At 62.8% G+C, this 11,725-nt stretch carries 10 protein-coding genes and 1 pseudogene; 9 read left to right on the plus strand and 2 right to left on the minus strand.

All coding sequences use genetic code 11. The features are described from left to right. Both B3P22_RS16830 and B3P22_RS16835 read right to left on the minus strand, forming a co-directional pair. A partial coding sequence (locus tag B3P22_RS16830; RefSeq protein WP_296271776.1) for an ABC-F family ATPase occupies window positions 1-1,397 on the minus strand: 1,397 nt, incomplete at its 3' end. A 6-nt stretch (window positions 1,398-1,403) separates the two neighbouring features. Then, window positions 1,404-1,691: pseudogene (locus B3P22_RS16835) on the minus strand (hypothetical protein); the annotation flags it as partial. A gap of 198 nt (window positions 1,692-1,889) precedes the next feature. Here B3P22_RS16835 and B3P22_RS16840 point away from each other — a divergent pair. From B3P22_RS16840 to B3P22_RS16880, 9 genes are all read left to right on the plus strand, one after another. Beyond that, on the plus strand, window positions 1,890-2,408 hold the full coding sequence (locus B3P22_RS16840; protein ID WP_275545292.1) for a sigma-70 family RNA polymerase sigma factor: 519 nt from the start codon (window positions 1,890-1,892) through the stop codon (window positions 2,406-2,408). Continuing rightward, window positions 2,405-3,325: a DUF4880 domain-containing protein gene (locus B3P22_RS16845; RefSeq protein ID WP_296271777.1), complete on the plus strand. Its 921-nt coding sequence runs from the start codon at window positions 2,405-2,407 to the stop codon at window positions 3,323-3,325. The genes B3P22_RS16840 and B3P22_RS16845 overlap by 4 nt, the downstream gene beginning before the upstream one ends. Before the next feature lie 65 nt (window positions 3,326-3,390). Further along, a complete protein-coding gene (locus B3P22_RS16850) occupies window positions 3,391-5,760 on the plus strand; it encodes a TonB-dependent siderophore receptor (RefSeq protein WP_296271778.1) in 2,370 nt (789 codons plus the stop codon). Continuing rightward, a complete protein-coding gene (locus B3P22_RS16855; RefSeq protein WP_296271779.1) occupies window positions 5,757-6,602 on the plus strand; it encodes an alpha/beta hydrolase in 846 nt (281 codons plus the stop codon). Before B3P22_RS16850 ends, B3P22_RS16855 begins: the two co-directional genes overlap by 4 nt. Before the next feature lie 228 nt (window positions 6,603-6,830). Further along, window positions 6,831-7,724, plus strand: coding sequence for a TauD/TfdA dioxygenase family protein (locus B3P22_RS16860; protein WP_296271780.1), 894 nt, complete (start codon window positions 6,831-6,833; stop codon window positions 7,722-7,724). 51 nt (window positions 7,725-7,775) lie between these two features. Beyond that, a complete protein-coding gene (locus tag B3P22_RS16865; protein WP_296271781.1) occupies window positions 7,776-8,819 on the plus strand; it encodes an ABC transporter substrate-binding protein in 1,044 nt (347 codons plus the stop codon). A gap of 6 nt (window positions 8,820-8,825) precedes the next feature. Continuing rightward, complete coding sequence (locus B3P22_RS16870) at window positions 8,826-9,689, plus strand: ABC transporter ATP-binding protein (protein WP_296271782.1); 864 nt, start codon at window positions 8,826-8,828, stop codon at window positions 9,687-9,689. A 12-nt stretch (window positions 9,690-9,701) separates the two neighbouring features. Beyond that, a complete protein-coding gene (locus B3P22_RS16875) occupies window positions 9,702-10,568 on the plus strand; it encodes an ABC transporter permease (RefSeq protein WP_296271783.1) in 867 nt (288 codons plus the stop codon). Window positions 10,569-10,702: 134 nt separating this feature from the next. Continuing rightward, a complete protein-coding gene (locus tag B3P22_RS16880) occupies window positions 10,703-11,719 on the plus strand; it encodes an ABC transporter substrate-binding protein (RefSeq protein ID WP_296271784.1) in 1,017 nt (338 codons plus the stop codon). Window positions 11,720-11,725: the final 6 nt, after the last annotated feature.

Genomic DNA, 11,725 nt, shown 5'->3' on the forward strand with positions numbered 1-11,725 from the left:
AGGTGGTTGGTCGGTTCGTCCATCACTAGCACGTTGGGCTTCTGGCAGGCCAGCTTGCCGAACAGCATGCGGCCCTGTTCACCACCGGAGAGCACCTTGACCGACTTCTGGATCTCGTCGGAGGAGAACAGCATGCGGCCCAGGGCGGCGCGGATGTTCTGCTCGCCGCTGGTCCACTGGCCCATCCACTCGAACAGGGTTTCGTCGGCCTCGAAATCGTGGGCGTGATCCTGGGCGTAGTAACCCACCTCGGCGCTGTCGGTCCATTTGACGCTGCCGGCGTCCGGCTGCATCTCGCCGACCAGGGTGCGCAGCAGGGTGGTCTTGCCGATGCCGTTGGGGCCGATGATGGCCACGCGCTCGCCTGCTTCGACCTGGAAACCGAAGTTCTTGAACAGCACCTTGTCATCGAAGGCCTTCGACAGCTTCTCGATGGTCACCGCCTGGCGATGCAGCTTCTTGTTCTGGTCGAAGCGGATGAACGGGCTGACGCGGCTCGACGGCTTGACCTCGGCGAGCTGGATCTTGTCGATCTGCTTGGCACGGCTGGTGGCCTGCTTGGCCTTGGAGGCGTTGGCCGAGAAGCGGCTAACGAAGGTCTGCAGCTCGGCGATCTGCGCCTTCTTCTTGGCGTTGTCGGCCAGCAGTTGCTCGCGGGCCTGAGTCGAGGCCGTCATGTACTCGTCGTAGTTGCCCGGGAACAGGCGCAGTTCGCCGTAATCCAGGTCAGCCATATGGGTGCAGACCGCATTGAGGAAGTGACGATCGTGGGAAATGATGATCATGGTGCTGTTACGCGCCGTGAGGATCGCTTCCAGCCAGCGGATGGTGTTGATATCCAGGTGGTTGGTCGGCTCGTCGAGCAGCAGCACGTCCGGATCGGCGAACAGCGCCTGGGCCAGCAATACGCGCAGCTTCCAGCCGGGCGCCACTTCGCTCATCGGACCGAAGTGCTGTTCCAGCGGAATGCCCAGGCCAAGCAGCAGCTCGCCGGCACGGGACTCGGCGGTGTAGCCGTCCATCTCGGCGAACTCGCCTTCGAGCTCGCCGACCTTCATGCCGTCTTCTTCGCTCATTTCCGGCAGCGAGTAGATGCGGTCGCGCTCGGCCTTGACCTTCCACAGCTCCGCATGGCCCATGATCACGGTGTCGATCACATTGAATTCTTCGTAGGCGAACTGATCCTGGCGCAGCTTGCCAAGGCGTACGTTCGGCTCGAGCATTACCTGGCCGGCCGACGGCTCCAGATCACCGCCGAGGATCTTCATGAAGGTCGACTTGCCGCAGCCGTTGGCGCCGATCAGGCCGTAGCGGTTGCCGTTGTTGAACTTGACGGAAACGTTCTCGAACAGCGGCTTGGCGCCAAACTGCATGGTGATGTTAGCGGTGGAAATCAAAGGGCTCTATCTCGCGTGTTTCAGAGTGGTGCGTTTATGCTTGTGGCATTTTTGGGGCAAATGTGAGTTTTCCATCTCTGCCCAGTCGCTGGCGCCATCCAGCCAGCGCGCATATCGAGCCAGCAAAATCTGGATCGAATGGCCGAGCTGCTTGGCGATGAATGCGGGCTTCATGCCTACCATCAAGCACATGGTCGCGTATGTGTGGCGCGCATTGTACGGGGGTCGGTAACGAATACCCAGCGCCTTTAGGATGGGACGCCATTGATGGTGCAGTTCACTCGTCTGTTGAATGAATGCGCTTCGTGATGCCAGGTATTCAGCGTATGAATTTATGCGAGCAGGTTTTTTAACCACACCCAGGTAACGCCGCGAGATGCCGTCCGCCGAGTCTTTAGGGGGAAAGGTTGAAATAAGAATGATTCGCCATTAATGTTCGCGCGGTCGCCATGCTGCTCCATGGCATTTCAGCCTGCTGGTTTGCGCCGCGCTATGTCTTCCTCCGAAATCGATTCGATCATTCCTCTCGACGTGCTGTACGGCACGCACCAGGGCTGGCTGCATGGCTGGCTGCGGCGTTCTGTGGGCTGTTCGCAGCAGGCCGCCGATCTGGTTCAGGACACCTTTCTGCGCCTGCTGGTGCGCGGCCAGCCCGTCGATGATCGGGCGCCCAGAGCCTTGCTGGCGCGTATCGCGCGCGGGCTGGTGATCGATCATTGGCGACGGGATGCGCTGGAACGTGCCTATCTCGAGTCGTTGGCGCAGTTGCCCGAGGCGAGCCATCCCTCGCCGGAGGTTCGCTACGAGGCGTTGCAGTCCCTGGAGCGGATCGCACGCTTGCTCGATGGCCTGAAGCCCGCCGTGCGTGAGGCGTTTCTGCTGTACCAGCTCGGCGGCCTCAATCATGCGCAGGTGGCTCGGCAACTGGGCGTTTCCAGTCGCACCGTCGAGCGGCATGTGGCCAGCGCCTTGCTCCACTGCTATCGCCTGTGTTTCGAGGCGTCGGCGTGAAAGGCGCCGGACAGCCACCTGAATCCATTGTCCGTACAGCCATCGAGTGGCAGATGCGCCTGCGCGCCGATCCCGCCAGTGCCGAGCTGCAGCAGCGACTACAGGCCTGGCTGGAGCAGGACGAACAGCATGACCTGGCCTGGCAGCGCCTGCAGCAGATGGCCGGGCTGTTTCGGGTGACCCCTCTTACCGATGCAGCGCAAACCATTCCGCTATTGCAGCGCGCCGAGGCTGACCTGAGTCGCCGGCGCATGCTCAAGCTGCTTGGGCTGACGGCTGGCAGCGCCACGCTGTTGGCGGCAGCTTCGGCGCCTGTGTGGCGGGCGGACTTCGCCACGGCCACCGGCGAAACGCGGCGTCTTGAGCTGGCGGGCAATGTCGAGGTGCTGCTCAACACCGGCAGCGCCATCGATGTACGCGGGCAGGACCTCTTGCTGCGGAGTGGCGAGGCGCTGGTGCAAGGTGAGCGATGGCAACTGCGCTGCAATTTTGCCGAATGCCTGGGGCGGCACGCGCGCATGTCGGTGCGCGAGTACGAAGACCGCAGCGAGATACGGGTCGAGCAGGGCGAGGTGCAGGTTCGTGCTGCAGCAGGGCAGCATCGTTTACAGGCAGGCGAAGGGCTGGCGGTATCGGCGAGCCGCATGACGACGCTGGAACGAGGAGCGCTCGACCCGTTCGCCTGGGCGCGCGGTCTGCTGGTGGTCAGCGACATCCGCCTGGCGGACTTTCTCGCCGAGGCCGCGCGCTACCGGCATGGCTGGCTGGGCTGCGATCCGGCAGTCGCTGATTTGCGCCTGTCCGGCGTGTTCCGCCTCGCTGAAGCCGAGCTGATGTTGCGCAACATCACCCATCTGCTGCCGGTGACGCTGGTGGAGCGAACCCGCTGGTGGGTGCGCGTCGTGCCCATCGCGTAAAAAATTTGTCGGACTTTGGCTGTTCATCCGGTTAGGGGTGATCACTCCCTGAATGGATCCCCCCCATGCGTTCTACTCGATCTCTGCCGCCGCACCTGCAACCGCGCACGCTATCCAAGGCCATCTGTATCGCTCTGGCGCTATATGGCGTCGCCACGAGCCCGGCGCTGCTGGCCGCCGAGCCCACGTCCCGCGTAGCGACTGCGGACGTGCAGGGTGGGCCGCTGGACCAGGCGCTGAGCTTCTATGCCGAACGAGCCGGCATCACCTTGTCGTATTCCCCACAAGTGGTGCGTGGGCTGGTGAGCCCGGGTTCGACAGGCGCGCAATCGGTGGAAGAGGGGCTGTCGCAGCTGCTGCGCGGCACCGGGCTGGTGGCCGAGAAGACCGCGTCCGGCTATGTGGTGCGGCCGCAGGCTGCCGGTGACAGCTATCAGCTGCAGCCCGTCACCATCGAGGCCGCGCCGACGCAGAGTGCCTTTGCACCCGTGCCGGGTTATTTCGCCAGCAATGCCAGCACCGCCACCAAGACCGATCTGCCGATTCTGCAAACCGCGCAGAGCATCAGCGTGGTCACCGCCGGGCAGATCGCTGATCGCAAGGTCGACCGTGTCGAGGACGCCGTGGCCTACAGCGCTGGCGTGCGCACCGGCAGCTCGGGACTCGATCCTCGTTTCGACCAGATCAACATTCGCGGCTTCGACACCACCATGTCCGCCGACTTCCTCGATGGTCTGCGCCAGCCCTACAACGGCTGGCTGTCGATCTACGGCACGGAAGCCTACGCTCTCGAGCGCATCGAGGTGCTCAAGGGGCCGGCCTCGGTGCTTTATGGGCAGATCAGCCCGGGCGGCATGGTCAACCGGGTCAGCAAGCGCCCCAGCCTGCAGGCCAAGAACCAAGTGGAAATCCAGGCTGGCAACCACGATCACCGCCAAGGGCAGTTCGATGTCGGCGGTCAGCTGGATGAGCAGGGCGATGTACTGTTCCGTACCGTTGGTGTCTATCGCGACGCCAGGTACGACATCGAACAGCTGAACAATGACGTGCGCCTGCTGGCGCCCTCGCTGAGCTGGCAGATCGATCCGGCCACCAGCCTGACCCTGCTGGCGCAGTATCAGGAGCGCGAGACCGCCGCCTCGCCGATGCTCTATCACGATGGTAATCGCCTCACCGATTTCTGGCAGGGCGACGAGTATTTCGACAAGCTCGGCCAGCGTCAGTGGACCTTCGGCTACGAGTTCGAGCACGCCTTCAACGACGCTTTCTCCCTGCAGCAGAACCTGCGCTACGGCCAGCTGGACACCACCAACCAGTACCTGCAGCCCAATGGCACGATCACCAACGGGGTGATGGAGCGTTATGCCGTCGGTGTATACGAGGACATGGAGTCGGTGAGCAGCGATACCCGCCTGGTCAGCCGTTTCGCCACTGGCGAGCTGCAGCACACGCTGCTGACTGGCTGGGATTACACCTGGTTCGATAGCTCGGTGCTCTATGCGACCGGGCCGGCGCCCTCGATAGACATGAACGCGCCGGATTATCACCAGCCAGTCGCCCGGCCCGGCAACCCGCTTTCCGACCAGGACAGCCTGACCCAGCGCAGCGGCATCTACCTGCAGGACCAGGTCGAACTCGACCGCTGGCGCCTGTCCGCCGGTGTGCGCCGTGACTGGGTGCATGTGCGCACCAGCGACAACCTGAGCGACAGCAACAGCAAGATCAGCGACTCCGCCACCACTTACCAGCTCGGCGCGCTGTACCTGTTCGACAATGGCCTGGCACCCTATGCCAGCTACGCCGAATCCTTCCTGCCGCAAAGCGGCAGCAACGCTGCCGGCCCGCTCAAACCCACCGAAGGCAAGCAGTACGAGATCGGCCTCAAGTACCAGCCGCCCGGCACCAGCGCGATGTTCACCGCTTCGCTCTATCACCTGACCCAGGAGAACGTGTCGACCCGCGACCCGCTCGATCCGCTCAACACCTTACAGACCGGCGAGCAGGTGTCGCGCGGTCTGGAGCTGGAAGCCGTGGCCGACCTCAGCGAGCGCCTGCACCTGACCGCCAGCTACAGCTACAACGATCCGGAAATCACCAAGAGCAACGACGGCGACGAGGGCAACGATCCGAAGAACGTGCCGCGTCATCTGGCGGCGCTGTGGCTGGCCTACAAGCTGCCATCCGGTCTCGGTTTCGGTGCTGGCGCGCGCTACACCGGCAGCGTCTACGGCAACGACATGAACACGGTGAAGAGCGAGGATTACACACTGTTCGACGCAGGTGTGCATTACGACTTCGCCGGCGAGCTGGATGGTGTGCGCCTGGCCGTCAATGCGCGCAACCTGACCGACAAGCAGTACGTCAACTGTCAGGACGGCTACTGCTACCGCGGCGAGGCACGCAGTGTGGTCACCAGCCTGAGCTACAGCTGGTGAGAGTGCTGAACTGGCTGTGCAGCGCCATGACGGCGCTGCTGCTGGGCGGCCTTGCCGCCGCCCAGGCCGAGCCGGTCACTCTGGATGGCAGTGAACAATGGCTGATGAAGAGTGCCGAGGGCCGCGACTACCGCATCATGGTCAGCCTGCCGGAGGGCGATGTGCCCTATACCGGCGGCTACCCGGTGATCTATCTGCTCGACGGCAATGCCTACTTCCCGGCGTTCCACGCCGCCAAGCGGGCGCAACGGCAATGGCGCAAGGCGATCATCGTCGCCATCGGCTATCCCAGTACCACGCCGCTGGATTTCGAGCGCCGTGCGTTCGACCTCTCACCATCGCAACTCCCCGAGCGCAACGACCCGCCGCAGGGCGGCCAAGACCTGTTTCTCGATTTCATCGAGCAGCGTTTGATGCCCCGGGTCAATCAGCGTTTCAAGGTCGATCAGGATCAGCTCAGTCTGGTCGGCCATTCGTTCGGCGGCATGTTCGGCATCTACGCTCTGTTCACCCGGCCGCAGCTATTCCAGCATGTGGTCGCCATCAGCCCCAGCCTGTGGTGGCGCGACCGCTACCTGCTGGAACATGAGCTGGCATTCACCCGTCGCGCACATGCAGGAGAGCTGGATCTGACCCATCGCAGCCTGAGCATGTGGGTGGGCGACCGGGAAATGCCGCAGGAAATCCAGGACGTGCGCTCGCTGCAGATTCGCCTGGAAGACCTTTCGCAATATGGGCTGCGCAGTGACTTCCAGCTCGAGACGGGCGAGGACCACATGTCCGTTCCGTTTCGGGTCACCACCCGGGTTTTGGAGGAGCTGATGAGCACGCGGCGTTACTGAATGGTTTTTTGCATCTGCCTTGGGCCGGCTCGGAATACCAGCGGATTGCATGCATTGCTGACATGTCATATGGATATGTAAAAACGATATTTAAATTATTTTTTTTATACCGATATAGTTTCTTCCCATGCGTACCTGCCGACCAATCGGCGCGCCGCACTGAACACATGGCCGAACCCTCGGCCAGTCAAAGTGATGCGCCATTGGCGCCCTCGCATGGAGTTTTCTATGTCGGCAGCAGCTCATTCCATCCCCTCCGCGTCGGCACAGTCATTCGACGTTCGCCCCTTCTTTGATGCGCCGGTGGGGGCCGAGATCGTCGGCCTCGACCTCAGCCGCCCGCTGAACGACGCCGATTTCGCCCGCGTTCATCAGGCGCACCTCGATTACAACGTCGTGGTGTTTCGCGATCAACGCATCACGCCGCAGCAGCAGATCGATTTCAGCCGCCGCTTCGGCGTACTGCAGATCCACGTGCTCAAGCAGTTCCTGCTTGAGAACCATCCGGAAATCTTCATCATCTCCAACATCAAGGAGAACGGGCAGCCGATCGGCCTGGGCGATGCCGGCAAGTTCTGGCACTCGGATCTCTCCTACAAGGAGTTTCCCAGCCTGGGCTCCATGCTTTACGCCCAGGAACTGCCGGAGGAGGGCGGCGATACCCTGTTCGCCAGCCAGCAGCTGGCCTTCGAGACGCTATCGGCCGAACTGCGCCAGGCCATCGATGGCAAGCGCGCTGCCCATTCCTATACCGCTCGTTACGCCGATGAGGTGTTCGCCGGCATTCGCCGCCCGACGCTTACCGAAGCGCAGCTGGCCGAGGTCAAGGCCGTGGTTCATCCGGTGGTGCGTACCCACCCGGAAACCGGCCGCCGGGGCCTGTTCGTCAACGAGAATTTCACCACCCACATTCTCGATGTGCCCGAGGACGAAAGCCGGCAGATTCTCGCCGAGCTCTATGCCCACAGCGCCAAACCGGAATTCATCTACCGGCACCAGTGGCAGGACGGCGACATGGTGTTCTGGGACAACCGCGCGCTGATCCACCTGGCCACCGGCTGCCCGAGCCATCTGCGCCGGCGTATGCACAGAACCACCATCCAGGGCGACGTACCGTTCTAACGGCCTATCCCGCAGCAACCCCATTTCTGCACCTTTGACTGGAGCCTCGACATGTCGGCAGGTAAGCGCTTTTCCTTCGTTCCCGGTTTTGGCCGCCTCGCCGCTGGCATCGCCCTGAGCGCGAGCATTCTGATTGGCAGCCTGGCGGCGCCTCAGTCCGCTCACGCCGAGGGGCAGATCCGTATCGCCGAGCAGTTCGGTATCGTTTATCTGCTGCTCAATGTGGTGCGCGACCAACAGCTGATCGAGAAGCACGGCAAGGCCGAAGGCCTGGATATCGAGGTCGACTGGCAGCAGCTGTCGGGTGGTTCGGCGGTCAACGATGCGCTGCTGTCCGGCGCCATCGACATTGCCGGTGCCGGCATTGGCCCGCTGCTCACTGTGTGGGATCGCACCCAGGGTAGGCAGAATGTCAAGGGTGTCGCTTCGCTGGGCAACTTCCCGTACTACCTGCTGAGCAACAACCCCCAGGTCAAAACCATTGCCGATTTCACCGACAAGGATCGTATCGCCGTGCCAGCCGTGGGCGTGTCGGTGCAGTCGCGCTTCCTGCAGTACGCCGCTGCCAAGCACTGGGGCGACAAGGCATTCGACCGCCTCGACAAATACACCGTGGCATTACCGCACCCGGATGCCACGGCGTCCCTGAAAGCCGGTGGCACCGAGCTGACTGGGCACTTCTCCAACCCGCCGTTCCAGAACCAGGCGCTGGAAAACCCGGATGTGCACGTGGTGCTCGACACCTACGAGCTGCTCGGCCCGAACTCGCCGACGGTGCTGTACACCACCGAGAAATTTCGTCGCGACAATCCCAAGACCTACAAGGCCTTCGTCGGTGCCCTGGCCGAAGCGGCGGATTTCGCCCAGAAGGACAAGGGCGCGGCAGCCGACACCTACATTCGCGTCACCGGCGCCAAGATCAGCCGCGAGGAGCTGCTGAAGATCATCGACAACGAGCAGTTCCAGTTCACCGTCACGCCCACCAACACCTACCCGCTGGCCGACTTTCTGCACCGTGTCGGCGCCATCAAGCACAAGCCGGCCAGCTGGCAGGACTACTTCTTCGAAGACGCCGCCATCGGTCAGGGAAGCTGATAACCCATGAATGCTCCTTTGCAAGGCCACACGGCCAGCATGCTGAATCCAGGCGCCTTCGACACCGTTCTCCAGGTGGACAAGGTCAGCCTCGAATACCGCACCCCGCAGCGCGTGGTGCGCGCCACCCACGAAGTCAGCTTCGCAGTGGATCGTGCCGACCGCTTCGTGCTGCTCGGCCCCTCCGGCTGCGGTAAATCCACTTTGCTCAAGGCGGTGGCCGGTTTCATCGAACCGGTCGCCGGCAGCATCCGCCTCGACGGTGCCCGGGTTCACGAGCCGGGCCCGGACCGGATCGTGGTGTTCCAGGAGTTCGACCAGTTGCCGCCATGGAAGACGGTCAAGCAGAACGTCATGTTCCCGCTGCTGGCCTCACGCACCCTGGGCCGTAAGGAGGCTAAGGAGCGCGCCCTGCATTACCTGGCCAAGGTCGGCCTGGCCGCGTTCGCCGATGCCTACCCGCACACCCTGTCCGGCGGCATGAAAGCCCGGGTGGCGATCGCCCGAGCCCTGGCCATGCAGCCGAAAATCCTGCTGATGGACGAGCCGTTCGCTGCCCTCGATGCACTGACCCGCCGCAAGATGCAGGAGGAACTGCTGGAGCTGTGGGAGGAGGTGCGCTTCACCCTGCTGTTCGTCACCCACTCCATCGAGGAGGCGCTGATCGTCGGCAACCGCATCCTGCTGCTGTCGCCACACCCCGGCCGGGTGCGGGCGGAAATCAACAGCCATCAGTTCGACCTGCACAGCCTTGGTGGTGTGGGCTTCCAGCAGACCGCGCAGCGGATTCACCGCCTGCTGTTCGACGAGGAGGTCGACAACGGCACGGCCGTCGAACTGGGTTTCCAAGATATCCGCATCTCCTACTGAGGAGCGTTCATCATGAGTCTTTCCCCCGCACGGCGTGAGGAATACGAAATTCCCTTGCAGCCGCTGCCCGGCCTCAAGTTGGAGCGCGAGCTGTCGCTCAGTCAGCGCCTGTGGCAACAGGGCTGGCTGCGCAAATCGCTGATCTTGCTGGCGCTGGCGCTGATCTGGGAGGCGGCGGCCCGCTACCAGGCCAATGACCTGCTGCTGCCCAGCTTCCTGCAGACGGCCAGGGCATTCGTCGAGGGCATCGGCAGCGGTGAGTTGCTGGAAAAGGTGGCGATCTCGCTGTCGGTACTGGTCAAGGGTTACCTGATCGGTATCGTTCTGGCCTTTCTGCTGACCAGCCTGGCGGTCTCGACCCAGCTTGGCCGCGACCTCTTGTCGACGCTGACCTCAATGTTCAACCCGCTGCCGGCCATCGCGCTGCTGCCACTGTCGCTGCTGTGGTTCGGGCTGGGCGAGAACAGCCTGATCTTCGTGCTGGTGCATTCGGTGCTCTGGGCCCTGGCCCTGAATACCTACGCGGGTTTTCTCGGCGTCTCCGAGACCCAGCGCATGGCCGGTCGCAACTACGGGCTCAAGGGCCTGCGCTTCGTGTTGTTCATCTTGGTTCCGGCGGCGCTGCCGTCGATCCTCTCGGGTCTGAAGATCGGCTGGGCCTTCGCCTGGCGCACGCTGATCGCCGCCGAACTGGTGTTTGGCGCCTCCAGCGGCAAGGGCGGCCTGGGCTGGTACATCTTCCAGAACCGCAACGAGCTGTACACCGACAAGGTGTTCGCCGGGCTGGTGGCGGTGATCCTGATCGGCTTGCTGGTGGAGAACCTGATCTTTGCCAGCATCGAGAGGGTGACCGTCAAGCGCTGGGGGATGCAGCGCTAAGGGCCATTGAATGCCATGGGCCGTAGGGTGGGCCGGGCGGCGATCCGCTTCAGCCCACCAGCGGTGCACCCAATTGGTGGGCTGAAGCCCACCCTACAGACGAATAATTCACTGATCGCATAACGAGAAAAAAAATGACCAACACCTTCAAACTCGGCCGCCTGGCCACCGCCCTGGGTCTACTCGGCGCCTTGGCAACCCCGCTGGCCGCTCAGGCCGAAGGCAAGATCAGCATCGCCCAGCAGTTCGGCATCGGTTATCTGGTGCTGCATGTGGTCAAGGACCAGCAACTGATCGAGAAGCACGCCAAGGCCCAGGGCCTGGACAAGATCGACGTCGAGTGGCGGACCATCTCCGGTGCCACCGCGATGAACGAAGCGCTGCTGGCCGGTGCCATCGACGTGGTCTCGGCTGGCGTTCCGCCGATGCTCACCGTATGGGACCGCACCCATGGTCGGCAGAACGTCAAGGCCGTGGCCTCGCTGGGTTCGCTGCCCAATTACCTGCTGAGTAATCGCGATGAGGTAAAGACCCTCGACGATCTCGGTGAGAAGGACCGCATCGCGGTACCGGCCGCCGGTGTCGGCTTCCAGTCGCGCACTCTGCAGATCGAGACCGCCAAGCGTTACGGCAATGCCGACTTCCAGCGTTTCGACAAGATTTCCGTCAGCCTGCCGCACCCGGATGCCACCGCGGCACTGACCAAAGGCGGCTCGGAAATCACCGCGCATTTTTCCAGTCCGCCGTTCCAGTACCAGGCGCTGGAAAATCCCAAGGTGCACAAGCTGATCAGCAGCTACGACATCCTCGGCGGCCAGGCTACCTTCAACGTGCTGTACGCCACCGAGAAATTCCACGACGACAATCCGAAAACCTACAAGGCCTTCTACGATGCTTTGGTGGAAGCCTCGCAGATCATCAAGGCCGACAAGGCCGCTGCGGCCGAGACCTATATCCGCGTGGAGAACTCCAAGCTGCCGCTGGAGTTCGTGAAGAAAATCATCGAGGATCCGGAAAACGACTTCACCGTGTCGCCGCAGCGCACCTTCATCTATGCCGAGAAGTTGCACGAGCTGGGCGTGCTGAAGAACAAGGCAGCGTCCTGGAAGGATTACTTCTTCGAGGAAGCCTACGGCAATCCGGGGAGCTGATCGTCA

Origin of the sequence: Pseudomonas sp. UBA6323 (assembly GCF_002439135.1) — a bacterium.
Lineage (GTDB): Bacteria > Pseudomonadota > Gammaproteobacteria > Pseudomonadales > Pseudomonadaceae > Aquipseudomonas.

Bases quoted from the DNA above. Each gene is read 5' to 3' on its own strand.
- B3P22_RS16840 (WP_275545292.1), top strand. From the start codon at position 1,890: ATGTCTTCCTCCGAAATCGATTCGATCATTCCTCTCGACGTGCTGTAC.
- B3P22_RS16850 (WP_296271778.1), top strand. From the start codon at position 3,391: ATGCGTTCTACTCGATCTCTGCCGCCGCACCTGCAACCGCGCACGCTA.
- B3P22_RS16860 (WP_296271780.1), top strand. From the start codon at position 6,831: ATGTCGGCAGCAGCTCATTCCATCCCCTCCGCGTCGGCACAGTCATTC.
- B3P22_RS16865 (WP_296271781.1), top strand. From the start codon at position 7,776: ATGTCGGCAGGTAAGCGCTTTTCCTTCGTTCCCGGTTTTGGCCGCCTC.
- B3P22_RS16870 (WP_296271782.1), top strand. From the start codon at position 8,826: ATGAATGCTCCTTTGCAAGGCCACACGGCCAGCATGCTGAATCCAGGC.
- B3P22_RS16875 (WP_296271783.1), top strand. From the start codon at position 9,702: ATGAGTCTTTCCCCCGCACGGCGTGAGGAATACGAAATTCCCTTGCAG.
- B3P22_RS16880 (WP_296271784.1), top strand. From the start codon at position 10,703: ATGACCAACACCTTCAAACTCGGCCGCCTGGCCACCGCCCTGGGTCTA.